Consider the following 14155-nt stretch of genomic DNA (forward strand, 5'->3'; position numbering starts at 1 on the left):
CCGCAAGTCAACAGGCAACGGCGGCAGCGACGGCAGCTGGTCGATCGGAATGTCGACGGTCCAGTTCATCGGTCCATGGTAACCGGGGCGCGATGGTGACTGATCAGCGCGAACGTCGTTCGGGCGGCCTCAGGCCGGCGCTCCCCCGTTTCGATCGCTCCCGAAACCGGTTGCGTCGGCCGAGGTGATCAGCCGGAAACGCCGCAGCTGGTCGCGGGCGTCGACCAGCGCGTCGTGGGCATCGCGCGACCGCGGCGGCATCGGCGGGGACCCGCGGTCCTCCCACAATTGCCTCAGGTCCCGGGTGAAGCGGGGCAGCGCCCGCGGCAACTCGGGCATGGTGCCCCACAGCTGGCACAGCGCCACGTGGTCGTAGGCGCCGATCCACGCCCACAGTTCGATGGGGTCGCTGCCCCGGACGTCGAAGAATTCCTCCAGGTCCAAGCGGATCTGCCTGCGCGAGCGCCACAGCTGCGACGCCGGCGACGGCAGCTTGGGCAGCACGTTGGCGCGCACCCAGGCCCCGGCGCGCTCCGGATCGAATTCGGTGGACACCGCGTAGTATTCGCGGCCGTCTTCGGCGACCACCCCGATGGAGATCAACTCGATGGTGCGGCCGTCCTCGATGAATTCGGTGTCGTAGAAGTACCGCACCGGCGCAGCTTATCTGCTGATCAGGATGGGCTCCGTAGGCGGCGGAGCGGCATGGACGTCGTGGTCGAGTTGGGCGTCGACCGCGCGCTCGTCGGGCAGGCCGGGGGTGCCCGCGATCGCGCACTGGACCCAAAGCTTGGCCCGCACGATCGGGCGACGCAGCCTGCGTTCCCGCTGCAGCGCACGCCGCATCTTCTCCGGCTGGGTGGTGTAGCGCCAGCGGGCCCAGGGCGCGTGCGGCCGCGACAACCGGACGGCGCCGATCACCAGCAGGACCACGATGAACATCCCGAGCAGACCGGTCCACACCTTGCCCTTGAGCACCACCACCACGGCCAGCGGCAGCGTCAGCACCAGAGCGCCGGCCACCGCGGCCCGCAGCGGCCACGAACCGGCGCCTTCCCAGATCGGGAGGAAGAACATCAGCGGGTGCAGCCCCATGATCAACAGGCCCGCGACTCCCACCGCGGCGAACACCGCGTCCACCGAGGTGCGCCCGTCCTCTTCCCAATAGACGTCGGACAGGTGCAGGATCAACGCGTACTCGTCGAGCACCAGGGCGGCGCCGATTCCGAAAAAGATTGCCGACAAAGTGAATTCGGGCTCGTGGCCGTCGATGGACAGGGTGACCAGGGTCAGGCCGGAGAGCAACACCAGGACCACACCGAACGTCACGTGGTGGATGTGCACGCCGCCGAGGTGCACGTTGCGCGGGTGCCACCACCTGGTCGGGCGACCGGCGGCCGCGCGGTGGCGGATGAAGCGCACGAACGTCCGGGTGACGAAGAAGGTCATGATGAACGCCACCAGGCAGCACAGCAGGGGTAACCGGCCGCCGTCGAGGATGTCGTGCGCGAACCACCGGGTCACCCGCGGCACGAACCAGTGGAGCACTCTTGAAACGTACGCCTGTGCGCGCCGACCCCGTGTGAGCCGCGCTGGGCCGCGTGCACCCCCGCGCACCGATTACGCTGTTGTGCGACATGAGTAGATGGCGGGCGCCCGGCGTGGGCTTCCCAGGCGGACGTGGCCCCGGCCAGGTCCTGTTGTGGTGCGGCCTTTGGCTGCTGGCGGCGGCGGGCCTGGGCTACGTGGCCTGGCAGCTGTTCGGGCACACGCCCTATCGCATCGACATCGACGTGTATCAGATGGGCGCGCAGGCCTGGATGCACGGGCATTCGCTGTACCACGGCGATGTGTTGTTCCACACACCGATCGGGCTCAACCTGCCGTTCACCTATCCTCCGCTGGCGGCGATCGTGTTCTGCCCGTTCGCCTGGCTGCACATGCCGGCCGCCAGCGTCGCGATCACGGCGTTGACGTTGGTGCTGCTGGTCGTCTCGACGGTGATCGTGCTGACCCGCCTGGATGTCTGGGCCGCCTCCACCGCGCTGCCCGGCCCGGCGTGGTTGCGCCGCTGGTGGCTGGCCGTCGTCATCACCGTGGCGGCGACGATCTGGCTGGAACCGATCACGTCGAACTTCGCCTTCGGCCAGATCAACGTCGTGCTGATGACGCTGGTGATCGCCGACTGCCTGCCGCGCCGCACCCCGTGGCCGCGAGGCCTGCTGCTCGGTGTGGGGATAGCGCTCAAACTCACGCCCGCGGTGTTCCTGCTCTACTTCCTGCTGCGGCGTGACAACCGCGCGGCGCTGACGGCGCTGGCGTCCTTCGTGGGGGCGACGGCGGTGGGTTTCGTTCTGGCGTGGAGCGATTCGTGGGAGTACTGGACGCACACCCTGGCGCACACCGATCGGATCGGCGAGGCGGCCCTGAACACCGATCAGAACATCGCCGGGTCGCTGGCCCGGCTCGGGCTGGGTGAGCAGCAGCGCTTTGTGTTGTGGGTGGCGGCCTCGCTGCTCATGCTCGCCCTGACGGTGTGGGCGATGCGCCGGGTGCTGCGGGCCGGCGAGCCCGTGCTGGCCGTCGTGTGCGTCGCCCTGTTCGGGCTGGTGGTCTCCCCGGTCTCGTGGTCACACCACTGGGTGTGGGGGCTGCCCACCGTCGTGGTGCTGGCCGTGCTGGCCTGGCGGCGCCGCAACGTGGCGCTGGCCGTGGTCGCCGCCGCGGGCGTGGCGCTGATGAGATGGTCGCCGATCGACCTGCTGCCCAAGCACCACGAGACGACGGCCGTCTGGTGGCGCCAACTCGCCGGGATGTCCTACGTGTGGTGGGCGATCGCGGTCCTCGTCGCGGCGGGCCTGACGGTCACCGCCCGCAAGGCCTCGCGGGATTCGGCGCCGCAGCAATTGACGCCGGCGACAGCGATCGGCTAGTCGACGCCGGCGATCAGCCGACGGCGGTTTCGGGGATCCGCGCGGCCTCGCTGGTCGAACCCTGACCGTTCGAACCGTTGCGGTTCTCCTTCAGGCTGGCGGCGTAGATGTCCACGTATTCCTGGCCGGAAAGCCCCATCAGCTCGTAGATCACCTCGTCGGTGACGGCCCGCTCGATGAAGCGGTTGCCGGCCAGCCCTTCGAAGCGGGAGAAGTCCATCGGCTTGCCGAAGCGCACGGTGACCCGCCCAAAGCGCAGCATGTTCGTCCCCGGGGGGTTGACCACGTTCGTGCCGATCATCGCCACCGGGATCACCGGCACCCCGGTGTGCAGCGCCAGCCGCGCCAGGCCGGTCTTGCCCTTGTACAGCCGGCCGTCCGGCGAGCGGGTGCCCTCGGGGTACATCCCCAGCAACTTGCCCGCCGACAGCAGCCGTTCGGCGGTGGTCAGCGCCGCCTGGGCGCTGTCGGCATCGGTCCGGTCGATCGGCACCTGGCCCACGGCGGTGAAAAACCAGCGCTGGAACCAGCCCTTCAGGCCGGTGCCGGTGAAGTATTCCGATTTCGCCAGGAAGGTGATCCGGCGACGCACCACCAGCGGCAGGTAGAAGCTGTCCATCACCGCCAGGTGATTGCTGGCCAGGATCGCCGGGCCGGAACTCGGAATGTGTTCCAGGCCTTCAACTTTTGGCCGACCGAGCAAGTACAGCAGCGGGCCGAGGAGCACGTACTTGAATAGCCAGTACCACATGGCCCTCCCTCTCGCCCGCCCGCCGGTGTTCTGCGCCAACTGTACCCATCGCGTCCGCCATGGACCACCTTCGACGCGGGGCGGTCATTCCTCGACGGTGACCGGGATGGGCTGATAGCGGGTCCTGGTCGCGGCGTCCGGTGTCTGGGTCTCGGGGCCGCCATCGCCGGGGGGACCGCCGGGCGGACCGTCGGGTGGCGGTTTCGCCGCGCCGTCGATGTCGTCGAGCATGGCACGCACGACTTCGAGCAACGCGATGCTGTGGTCGGCGATCACGGTGATCAGCGGGTGCTGGTCACCGGTCGCCAGCGCGGCCAGCGCACACACCGGACACCACACCTGCTGACACTTGCCGGTCCCGACGCCCCGTCCCGCGGTCAGCGCGGCCGCCGTCCGCATCGCCGGGTCGATGCCGTCCAGGATCGCCTGGGCGAGCCTGCGCAACTCCGGACCGATCTCGGGATGAGCCCCACTCACTTAGGCCACACCTCCGGGTCTGGTCGAAAACGTACGGTCAGCTCGGTTCCCCGCAGGTGCGCGTCCAGGACGGTGCACCGCCGGAGTACGGACGCCAACCGAACCCTGCGCCGCAATCCGCCCGCGCTGATGATCAGGTCGTCGTCGACGCGGCCCAGCGTCAGCCCCGACGGATCGAGTTGTGGCAACGCTAGCCGCATCCGGTAAATGGAGCCAAGTCCCGTCCCGGATTCCAGGTCCACCGTCGGCCGCAGCGGGCCCGGCGGCGCCGTTCCGCCCCGGCGGCGCGCGCTGTCGAGCAAAGCGCCCAGCGCCTTGGGTCCGATCGGTTCCCCGGACAGGTGCGGAGTCATCACCAGGGCCACTTCACCGATGGTGGCGTCGAGCTCGTCGAGAACGCCGCGTTGTTCGGAAATGCGTTCGGCGTACCAGTAGAACGCGGGGTGCTCCGGCAGGTTTCGGTATTCGTAGGACTCGTCTTCGGCCAGCACCTGGTTGACGATCAGTTCCTCCACGCGCACGCCCATCAGCGCCAGCGAGCCCAGCGTCCGGGCCGCCTCGGCCGCGACCACCCGTTCGGGCGTCAACACCAAATGCGCGCTGACCAATTCGCCGTCGGTCAGCAGGGCGCTGAGCGCCTCGACGCTGGCGCTGACGCGCTCGAGCAGCTCCACGACCGCCGCCGACCGCGCGTCGTCGGCGCTGACCGACAACCGGCGATGACGCGGCCACGCCCGCTCGACGTAGAGGCCGAAGGTGGCCGGCAGGGTCAGCATCCGCAGCGCGTCCGCGGTCGATGCGCAGTCGACGACGACGCGATCCCAGCGCCCGGACACGGCCAGCTCGCCGACGGCGTGCAGTCCGAGCACCTCCTGAACGCCCGGTAACGCCGAAAGTTCCTGGGGCGCAATGGTGCTCAACTCGGAATCGGTGAAGCGCCGATCGAGTGTGTCCACCACGTGGTGCCAGCGGGCCTCGAGCAAGGCCAACGTGTCCAACGCCAGCGCTTCCAGAAATCCGCCGCCGGCCTGGGCGTCATCGGCGAGGACGCGGACCAGTTCACCCTGACTCGGTGGAACGGGAACGCCGAGCACGTCCCCGAGCGAGTGCGCCTGGTCGGTGGACACCACCAGCACCCGCTGCCCCGCGCTCGCGGCGCTGACCGCCGTGGCGCATGCCAGCGTGGACTTGCCTACCCCGCCCTTGCCAACGAAGAGACTGATCCGGGCCGGGGTGGGCGCCCGCGATTGGCCGGACTCACTCAGCCCTCGACTCGTTTCTTCAGATCCTTCAATGCGGTGTCGGTCAGCCGGCGCTCGGCCTTGCGCTTGAGCAGACCGATCATCGGGACGGCGAGATCGACCGAGAGCTCGTAGGTGACCTCCGTGCCGGATCCCTTGGGCGCCAATCGATATGTGCCTTCCAGGGAACGCAGCAGCGAGCTGGAGACAAGCGTCCAGCTGACCGATCGCCGGTCCTTGGGCCACTGGTAGGACATGACTAACGTGTCCTTGAGGACGGCGGCGTCCAGCACCACCCGCGCAACCTTCGGATAGCCGTCGGCGTCCGTCTCCTGGACCTCGGCCTCCCGGTATTCCGAGATCCACTGGGGGTAGGAATCGATGTCCGCGATGACGCCCATCACCGTGCTCGGGTCGGCGTCGATGTAGATGGTCTGCGACGTCTTCTCCGCCACCTGGTGCTGCCCTCTCTCCCGCCGGCGGTCGACGCCGCAGGGAAAACTGCCGTGCGGGTCCAAACCCCCGGGCCTCCGGTCCGAAACGGTAAAGTCCCCGCAAACCTGACCCGGCTAAACTACCGGAGAAACTCCCACCGGACGTGTCCGTTCCAGTCTCGTCTTGACCTCGAAGGCCATTTTCTTGCCCGCCACCCGACGGCGGTGTGTCATTTTCGCCAGATTGAGCTTGGCCAGCTGCCAGGCCGCCACGCCCGTCGGTTCGGCGTGCAGGAAATAGTGCAGCACCACCCCGTCCAGCGACGGTTCCAGCCAGATTTCCATGGTGCCGGTCAGCGCGCCGGTGACCGCCCAGCGGATGCCCTTGTCGGCGCGATCCTCGATGACCCGCAACCGCAGGTCCGGCCACCAGCGACGCCAGCACGACGGGTCGGCGACCGCGGCACCGACCCGCGCGCCGTCGGCGGCGACGAACGTCTCGTCCGCGATCTGGATGCTGTTCACCACCTCAGCTTCACATATCTATCGGGCCCGCCACGCCGAGGGCGGGCCCGATTCCGGCCCCGGCCGGCACAGTGCCACCGTTCCTGCACGAATGCGCGGATTAGGCTGGACCACAACAAGCCGTCCCCCGGAACGTCACCAGCCAAAACGAGGTCAGCAAGAGTGCGTGAGTACAGTGTCCCCGCCCGCTTCTCCGTCGGCGAGCACGACAACATCGCGGCCATGGTCTTCGAACACGAGCGCGAGGACCCCAGCTTCGTCATCTTCCGGCGTCAGGTCGACGGCGTGTGGACGGACGTCACCTGCGCGGAGGTCGCCGCCCAGGTTCGCTCCGCGGCGCTGGGCCTGATCGCGCTCGGGGTACAGGCCGGCGACCGGGTGTCGATCTTCTCGGCCACCCGATACGAGTGGGCGATCATCGACCTGGCGATCCTGTCCGTGGGGGCGGTCACCGTACCGATCTACGAGACGTCCTCGGCCGAGCAGGTGCGCTGGGTGCTGCAGGACTCCGAGGCGGTGCTGGCCTTCGCCGAGACCGACGCCCACGCCGCGATGGTCACCGAGCTCACCACCGAGCTGCCCGCCCTGCGCCGGGTGCTGCACATCGACGGCTCGGGCCCCAAGGCGCTCGACCAGCTCGACGAGGCCGGGGCGTCGGTCGAGCCCGCCGAGCTCGCCGCCCGCCAGGAGGCGCTGCGCGCCGCCGACCCGGCGACGCTCATCTACACGTCGGGGACCACCGGACGACCCAAGGGCTGCCAACTCACCCACTCCAACCTGCTGTACGAGACCCGCGGCGCCAAGGAATGCCTGCCGACGCTGCTGGACGAAGGGCAGCGCCTGTTGATCTTCCTGCCGCTGGCCCACGTGCTGGCGCGCTCGCTGACGCTCTCGGCGTTCGCCAACAAGGTGACCGTCGGGTTCACCAGCGACATCAAGAACCTGCTGCCGATGTTCGCCGTGTTCAAGCCGACCGTGGTGGTGTCGGTGCCGCGGGTGTTCGAGAAGGTCTACAACACCGCCGAGCAGAACGCGGTCAACGACGGCAAGGGGCGGATCTTCGCGGCCGCCGTGCAGACCGCGGTCGACTGGAGCCAGGCCCAGGACCGCGGCCGCCCGGGGCTGGTGCTGCGCGCCAAGCACGCGTTGTTCGATCGGCTCGTGTACCACAAGCTGCGCACCGCGCTGGGCGGCGAATGCCACGCGTCGGTCTCCGGCGGCGCCCCGCTGGGCGCGCGGCTGGGCCATTTCTACCGGGGCGTCGGCCTGACCATCCACGAGGGCTACGGCCTGACCGAGACCAGCTCGGCCATCACGGTCAACCAGGTCGGCAACGTCAGGATCGGCACGGTCGGAACGTTGTTGCCGGGCAACAGCATGCGCATCGCCGAGGACGGCGAGCTGCTGGTGCGCGGCGGCGTGGTGTTCAGCGGCTACTGGCGCAACGAGCAGGCCACCGACGACGCGTTCACCGACGGCTGGTTCAAGACCGGCGACCTCGGCGCGCTCGACGAGGACGGCTTCCTCAAGATCACCGGGCGCAAGAAGGAGATCATCGTCACCGCCGGCGGCAAGAACGTCGCCCCGGCCGTGCTCGAGGACCAGCTGCGGGCACACGCGCTGATCAGCCAGGCCATGGTGGTGGGCGACGCCAAGCCGTTCATCGGCGCGCTGATCACGATCGATCCGGAGGCTTTCGGCGCCTGGAAGGAACGCAACCACAAGGCGGCCGGTGCGTCGGTGGCCGACCTGGTCACCGACCCGGACCTGGTCGCGGAGGTGGACGCGGCGGTCAAGCACGCCAACCAGGCGGTGTCGCACGCCGAGTCCATCCGCAAATTCCGCATCCTGCCGGTGGATTTCACCGAGGACACCGGTGAGCTGACACCGACGATGAAGGTCAAGCGCAACGTGGTGGCCGAGAAGTTCGCCTCCGACATCGACTGGATCTACGAGAAGGAATAGCTCGCCGCGCAGAAGCCTGATCGCGCGACTCCTCAGCCCGCCTCAACGGCCCGCATCGTCGCCGCGCAGAAGCTCGGCCAGCCGGGCGGCCAGCGTGTCCCAGCGCCAGTGGGCCAGCACCCACTCGCGGCCGGCGGCGCCCATGGCCGCGGCCCGGTCAGGATCGCCGAGCAACTGGGCGACTGCGTCGGCGACGGCCTTCAGCGAGCGCCCGTCGACCACCAATCCAGTCTTGTTGTGCTGCACGGCTTCCGGGGCCCCGCCGGAGTCGCCGGCGATCACCGGCTTGCCGGTAGCGGACGCCTCCAGAAAGACGATGCCCAAGCCCTCGACGTCCATCCCGGCGCCGCGGGTTCGGCAGGGCATCGCGAACACGTCCGCCAGCGCGTGGTGCGCTGGCAGTTCGGCGGCCGGCACTCCCCCGGTGAACGTGACGTGCTCGGCCACCCCGCAGTCGCGGGCCAGTTTGCGCAGCGATTCCAGGTAGGGACCGCCGCCGACGATGACCAGGGCGGCGCCGTCGACGCGTTGCCGGATCGAGGGCAGGGCCTTGATCAGCATGTCCTGGCCCTTGCGCGGGACCAGCCGGGACACGCACACGACCGTGGGCCGCTCCCCCAGCCCATAGCGGTCGCGCAGTTCGGCGCCGGCCGCCGGGTCGGGCCGGAACCGGTCGGTGTTCACCCCGGGCGGCAGGTATTCCAGCGAGGCGTGCGGGCCGAAGGCCGGCGCGAACCGGCCGCGGGTGTAGCGGCTGACGAACGTGACGACGTCGGTGGTGTCACCGATGCGGCGCAACACCGACCGGGCGACCGGAAGCATCGACCAGCCCACTTCATGGCCGTGCGTGCTGGCCACCACCCGGCCCGCCCCGGCATGGCGGGCGCGCTGCGCCAACAGCGCCAACGGTGCGGCCGCACCGAACCAGACGGTGTCGATATCGCACTCGGCGATCAGCCGGCGCATCCGCGCGTCCACCGCCGGCCCGGGCAGCATCAAGGTGCCCGGATGCCGGACCACCCGATAACCGGCCGACTCGGCCGCCTCGTCGAAGGCGTCGGCGCCCTTCCATTGCGGCGCGTACACCGTCACCGAATGCAACCGGGCGTCGACCAGCCGGCCGACGAAGTCGCTCAAATAGGACTGGATGCCGCCCGGCCGGGGCGGAAAGTCGTTGGTTACCAGCAGGACCCGACTCACTGCGCCAGGCTAGCCTGGCGGTGCACCGGGCCCGTCGCAGGGCGCCCCTCACCCCGAGTGGGCCAGCCAGTCATGCCAGCGCACGAGCAGGCCGGGCGAGTCGGTGGCCAGGACGGCGTGGACGGCGGAGGCCATGTCGGTGCGGCCCACGCCGCAGACGGCCAGATACAGGTCGTGCAGCTTGGCCGTCCCGTAGGTGTCCGCGACGAAGCGCGCGAACCACCACGCACGGTCGTACGCCAGCGAGCGCTGCGGCCCCGGGGCGTCCAGGTCGGCGTCCGAGGGCAGCGTCAGCGGCACCGGCAACGCGTCGGCGGGCACCGGGGTATGGGGCCGAGCGACGAAATCGGCCACGCCTTCGGTCAGCCACCGGGGCGCGTCGGGGGCGGTGTCCACGCGCGCGGCATAGTGAAAAAGCTCGTGCGTCAACACGATTCGTAGCGCACCCGCGGTCATGTTGGCCGCACCGGGCGCGAAGACGATCCGCTGGCCGATGGCCATCCGGTGCACGGGGTCGACACGGTCGACGACCGTCACGGCCGCGATGTCGGCCCACTGCGCCGCCGGTCCCCCACCGGCGGCGGCGCGGAACTCCTCGTCCGTGCCGGCCGCCACCACCGAGATCTCGTGCGGCCAGTCGACGCCCCAGAACGCCTCGACCGCGCCGATTGCAACGCCGACGCCGGACGCCACCCGCGGCAGCAGCCGGTCACCGGCCGGGCCGCCGAGGCCGAGCAACCGGACTGTGCGGTCGCCGACGACCAGCGACTTCGTCGCGGCGCCGGCATGGCCGTGTGCCGGGACGATCAGCTGCGCGGGACGGGCGGCGCGGTCGCCGGCCGCGTCGAACGGCACGGCCGCCGCCACGACGACCTCGACGACAAACACCCAGGCCAGCAGCAGCGTGAGCCGGCGGCGCCGGCCGGGGCCTCTAGTAGCGGCGGGCGTCGTGGATCGGGCCTGCCGCGTTCATCGGCACCACGCGCACGGGCTGGCCGTAGGTGGAGGAATGGATCACCATGCCGTCACCGACGTAGAGGCCGCTGTGCGACGCGTCGTTGTAGAAGGTGATGACGTCGCCGGGCTGCAGGTCCGACAGGGCCACCGGTTGGCCGCCCTGGGCCTGCGCCTGGCTGGAGTGCGGCAGCGAAATGCCGGCCTGCTGGAACGCCCACATCACCAGTCCGGAGCAGTCGAACCCGCCGGGCGCGGCACCGCCCCACACATAGGGCGAGCCGACCTGGGTCAGCGCCGCCTGCACGACGGTCGCGCGGTCACCGCCGCCGACCCCGCCGCCGAACGGCCCGGGCATTCCGCCGGGAGGCGGCGCCTCACCGGGTGCCTGCCCGGCCGGCGGCGGTGCGCCCGGGGGCGCGGCCTCCGGCGCGGGCGCGCCGGGTGCCGGGAGGCCGGCCGGTACGGAGCCGGGATCGGCGAGCGCGGTGCGCTGCTCGGGCGACAAGGACACGTATTGCGACTTGACGACCGCGATCTGCACCTGCAGCTGACTTTGCTTCGACTGCAGGCTTGCCCGCACCGCGGCCGCCTGCTCGGCGGCGCTCTTCGCGTCGGCGGCGGACTTGGCGGCCTCCCGCTCGGCGGTGGCGGCCTGCTCGCTGGCGACCCGGAAGTTCTTCATCTGGTCGGCCATCTGCGTCGCCATCTGCCGCTGCATGGCCAGCTTGTCGATCAGACCTTGCGGCGATCCGGCGGTCAACATGGCCGTCATGCCGTCGACGCGACCGCCCATGTAGGTCGCGGCCGCGAGCTTGTTGACCGCGCCCTGGTAGGACGCCAAGCGCTCCTTGGCCGCATCGACGGCGGCCTGGGCGTCGTCGTGCTTCTTGTCCGCCGCGCGCTGGGCCATCAATTTGTCGTTCAGGTCGAGCTGCGCGCTGTGCATCGCCTCGGTGGTCTGCTCGGCCTGGCGGGACAACTGGTTGAGTTTGGCCAGCGCGTCGTCGGCCGGGTCGGCCGACACGTGCGCGGCAAGGACACCGGATAACACCGTGAAGCCCGCTAGCGTCCCGATGGCAGTTCGTGTGAAGACACGCGCAAACGGGTATCTAGAGTCAAGCCTCAAGATTTTGCTTCCTTAAACGGCCATCGACGACCGCGGGCCGTCGAGCTGGTTTAGGTCTCAAGTAGGTTACGAAACGATATCGACGTTTGTCCAAAGCGAGCGGTTAAGAAATTGGCAAGATTTCTGTCATTATCATGTGAACGACGCCGACCCCCTCGTAAACCTTTGGCACGCAAAGCATCTTAGGCGACGCCCGAATCGCGTCCGCGGCGGATAGGCACCAGCCGCAATCGCGGTGCCAGTCCCACATCGGCAAGCACCGCCAATGCAGCATATTCGTCTTCCAACAAAGTCTCCGGGACCCCGAGTAGCACGCTGACGACGCAGTCGCGGCAGCCCGGCCCGCGGACCGCGCAGTCGTCGCAGTCGATCACCACCGGCGCCCCCGCTTCGGGCACCGTCGCGCCGTTGCTGTCGGGTCCACTGCTTCGTGCCATCAGGATCGGTCCTCTCGGTCAGGCTTGGGCGACGTCAGGTCGACTGTCCGAACCGTAACCGCGGCCACCGACAACCAGCCGGCACCGCGTTTCCACCGGAAACCCCCGCACCCGGGCGTGCGTTCGCCCGGCGTGGGAGCCGCGCGGGTGTCGGTGGCCACGCTTACCGTCGCGGCATGGGTGCAGGTGGTGCGACTCAGCTCAGTTTCGCCGACTTGGGGTCGTCCTTCGAAACGCCCGACGTCTTGCTGCGCGACACGACCTTCGTGGTGGTCGACCTCGAGACCACCGGCGGGCGCACCAAGAGCACCGGCGGCAGCACCCCCGACGCCATCACCGAGATCGGTGCGGTCAAAGTCCGCGGCGGCACCGTGCTCGGCGAGTTCGCCACACTGGTCGACCCGAAGCGCAGCATCCCGCCCCAGATCGTGCAGCTGACCGGCATCACCACCGCGATGGTGTCCGACGCCCCGACCATCGACGCGGTGTTGCCGATGTTCCTCGAATTCGCCGGCTTGGACCAGGGGACGGTGCTGGTGGCCCACAACGCCGGGTTCGACATCGGATTTCTGCGCGCCGCCGCGGCGCGGTGCGATATCCCCTGGCCCCGGCCACAGGTGCTGTGCACGGTGCGGCTGGCCCGCCGGGTGCTCAGCCGCGAGGAATCCCCGACGGTGCGGCTGGCCGCGCTGGCGCGGCTGTTCGCGGTCGCCACCCAGCCCACGCACCGCGCGCTGGACGATGCCCGCGCCACCGTGGACGTGCTGCACGCGCTCATCGAGCGGGTCGGCAACCAGGGGGTGCACACCTACGCCGACCTGCGCTCCTACCTGCCGGACGTCACCCCGGCGCAGCGGCGCAAGCGGGTCCTCGCCGAGGGCCTGCCCCGGCGGCCGGGTGTTTACCTGTTTCGCGGGCCGTCGGGCGAGGTGCTCTACGTCGGCACCGCCGTCGACCTGCGCCGCCGGGTCGCCCAGTACTTCACCGGCGCCGACCCGCGCGGCCGGATGAAGGAGATGGTCAACCTGGCCACCGCGGTCGACCACGTCGAGTGCGCGCACGCGCTGGAGGCCGGCGTCCGCGAGCTGAGGCTGCTGGCCGCGCACGCCCCGCCCTACAACCGCCGGTCGCGGTTCCCGCACCGGTGGTGGTGGGTCGCGCTCACCGACGAGGCGTTCCCGCGGCTGGCGGTGGTACGAGCGCCCCGCCACGACCGGGCCATCGGCCCGTTCCGCTCGCGTGCCGACGCCGCCGACACGGCCGCCCTGCTGTCGCGCTACACCGGGCTGCGGACCTGCACGACGCGGCTGGGACGTTCGGTCCTGCACGGCCCGGCCTGCGCGGAGGCGGAAATCTCACCCTGCCCCGCGGCGCGCGCCGTCACGGCCACGCAATACGCCGCCGCCGTGGCGCGCGTCGCCGCGCTGATCGACGGGATGGACAACGCCGCCCTGTCCGGCGCCGTGGACCAGATCACGGCGCTGGCCGAGCGGCGACATTTCGAGAGCGCGGCGCGCCTGCGTGACCGCACCGCCACGGCCGTCGAGATCCTGTGGCGCGGCCAGCGGTTGCGCGCGCTGGCCACGCTGCCCGAGCTGATCGCCGCCGCGCCCGACGGCCAGGGCGGCTATCACCTCGCCATCGTCCGTCACGGCCAGCTCGCCGCGGCCGGCGCCGCCAGGCGCGGGGTGCCCCCGATGCCGGTGGTCGACGCGATTGCGGCCGGGGCACAGGCGATTCTGCCCACCGCGGCCCCGCTGGGCGGTGCGCTGGTGGAGGAATCCGCGCTCATCGCGCGCTGGCTGGCCGGTCCTGGGGTGCGCATCGTCCGGGTCGACGACTCCCCCGACGCCGCCGGCTGGGCATCACCGCTGCGCTCAGCCGGCGCGTGGGCATCGTGGGCGGCCTCGGCGCGCTCGGCGCGGTTGGCCTACGAGCAGACCTCGGCCCAAGCGGCGCAATACGATTCAGAGCTGCTCGCCGAACCGCACCCATCGCGCGAGCAGATCTTCGGCCGCGCCGGAGTCGATCGCCGCGCCGGCGCGCCGCAGCCCGTCCTCCCACGCCGGCAACCATTCAGCGCGGCTGGATAGACCGGCGTGGGCGACC

14 protein-coding genes and 2 pseudogenes are annotated in these 14155 nt (G+C 70.3%); 3 read left to right on the forward strand and 13 right to left on the reverse strand.

Going from position 1 to position 14155, the window contains the following annotated elements:
• The 3 genes from A9X04_RS32200 to A9X04_RS04450 all read right to left on the reverse strand — a co-directional run.
• A partial coding sequence (locus A9X04_RS32200; RefSeq protein WP_369828918.1) for a hypothetical protein occupies positions 1 to 69 on the reverse strand: 69 nt, incomplete at its 3' end.
• Positions 70 to 129: 60 nt separating this feature from the next.
• Entirely contained in the window at positions 130 to 654 is a 525-nt protein-coding gene (locus A9X04_RS04445) for a polyadenylate-specific 3'-exoribonuclease AS (protein ID WP_067918127.1), read from the reverse strand.
• Positions 655 to 663: 9 nt separating this feature from the next.
• On the reverse strand, positions 664 to 1548 hold the full coding sequence (locus A9X04_RS04450; protein WP_067918129.1) for a hypothetical protein: 885 nt from the start codon (positions 1546 to 1548) through the stop codon (positions 664 to 666).
• 89 nt (positions 1549 to 1637) lie between these two features.
• Here A9X04_RS04450 and A9X04_RS04455 point away from each other — a divergent pair, with 89 nt between their 5' ends.
• Positions 1638 to 2933: a glycosyltransferase 87 family protein gene (locus tag A9X04_RS04455; RefSeq protein WP_156752052.1), complete on the forward strand. Its 1296-nt coding sequence runs from the start codon at positions 1638 to 1640 to the stop codon at positions 2931 to 2933.
• A 13-nt stretch (positions 2934 to 2946) separates the two neighbouring features.
• On the opposite strand, the gene A9X04_RS04460 is transcribed toward A9X04_RS04455, so the two are convergent.
• The 5 genes from A9X04_RS04460 to A9X04_RS04480 form a co-directional block, all read right to left on the reverse strand.
• The gene (locus tag A9X04_RS04460; RefSeq protein ID WP_067918131.1) at positions 2947 to 3684 is read right to left on the reverse strand and encodes a 1-acyl-sn-glycerol-3-phosphate acyltransferase; all 738 of its coding nucleotides are present in this window, start codon (positions 3682 to 3684) and stop codon (positions 2947 to 2949) included.
• An 84-nt stretch (positions 3685 to 3768) separates the two neighbouring features.
• Positions 3769 to 4161: a hypothetical protein gene (locus tag A9X04_RS04465; protein ID WP_067918132.1), complete on the reverse strand. Its 393-nt coding sequence runs from the start codon at positions 4159 to 4161 to the stop codon at positions 3769 to 3771.
• On the reverse strand, positions 4158 to 5426 hold the full coding sequence (locus tag A9X04_RS04470) for an ArsA family ATPase (RefSeq protein WP_197509046.1): 1269 nt from the start codon (positions 5424 to 5426) through the stop codon (positions 4158 to 4160). The genes A9X04_RS04465 and A9X04_RS04470 overlap by 4 nt, the downstream gene beginning before the upstream one ends.
• Entirely contained in the window at positions 5423 to 5857 is a 435-nt protein-coding gene (locus A9X04_RS04475) for an SRPBCC family protein (protein ID WP_067918136.1), read from the reverse strand. Before A9X04_RS04475 ends, A9X04_RS04470 begins: the two co-directional genes overlap by 4 nt.
• Positions 5858 to 5971: 114 nt before the next feature.
• Complete coding sequence (locus tag A9X04_RS04480) at positions 5972 to 6361, reverse strand: polyketide cyclase / dehydrase and lipid transport (RefSeq protein WP_067918146.1); 390 nt, start codon at positions 6359 to 6361, stop codon at positions 5972 to 5974.
• A 162-nt stretch (positions 6362 to 6523) separates the two neighbouring features.
• Here A9X04_RS04480 and A9X04_RS04485 point away from each other — a divergent pair, with 162 nt between their 5' ends.
• A complete protein-coding gene (locus tag A9X04_RS04485; RefSeq protein ID WP_067918138.1) occupies positions 6524 to 8326 on the forward strand; it encodes a long-chain fatty acid--CoA ligase in 1803 nt (600 codons plus the stop codon).
• Positions 8327 to 8368: 42 nt separating this feature from the next.
• Here A9X04_RS04485 and pimB read toward each other — a convergent pair whose 3' ends face one another.
• The 4 genes from pimB to A9X04_RS04505 form a co-directional block, all read right to left on the reverse strand.
• Positions 8369 to 9526: a GDP-mannose-dependent alpha-(1-6)-phosphatidylinositol monomannoside mannosyltransferase gene (gene pimB / locus A9X04_RS04490; protein ID WP_067918139.1), complete on the reverse strand. Its 1158-nt coding sequence runs from the start codon at positions 9524 to 9526 to the stop codon at positions 8369 to 8371.
• Positions 9527 to 9574: 48 nt separating this feature from the next.
• Positions 9575 to 10414 carry a hypothetical protein gene (locus A9X04_RS04495; protein ID WP_067918140.1) on the reverse strand — a complete coding sequence of 280 codons (840 nt, stop codon included), beginning with the start codon at positions 10412 to 10414 and terminating at the stop codon, positions 9575 to 9577.
• A gap of 43 nt (positions 10415 to 10457) precedes the next feature.
• Entirely contained in the window at positions 10458 to 11609 is a 1152-nt protein-coding gene (gene ripC, locus A9X04_RS04500; protein ID WP_067918142.1) for a peptidoglycan hydrolase RipC, read from the reverse strand.
• A 182-nt stretch (positions 11610 to 11791) separates the two neighbouring features.
• A complete protein-coding gene (locus tag A9X04_RS04505; protein ID WP_067918143.1) occupies positions 11792 to 12046 on the reverse strand; it encodes a hypothetical protein in 255 nt (84 codons plus the stop codon).
• 176 nt (positions 12047 to 12222) lie between these two features.
• On the opposite strand from A9X04_RS04505, the pseudogene A9X04_RS04510 reads away from it, so the two are divergent.
• Positions 12223 to 14076 (forward strand): annotated as a pseudogene (locus A9X04_RS04510) (DEDD exonuclease domain-containing protein); the annotation flags it as partial.
• Here A9X04_RS04510 and A9X04_RS31295 read toward each other — a convergent pair.
• Positions 14014 to 14155, reverse strand: a pseudogene (locus A9X04_RS31295) (anthranilate phosphoribosyltransferase); the annotation flags it as partial. The pseudogenes A9X04_RS04510 and A9X04_RS31295 overlap by 63 nt on opposite strands.

It is taken from the genome of Mycobacterium sp. E3247, assembly GCF_001667785.1.
In the GTDB taxonomy this organism is placed as follows: Bacteria; Actinomycetota; Actinomycetes; order Mycobacteriales; family Mycobacteriaceae; genus Mycobacterium.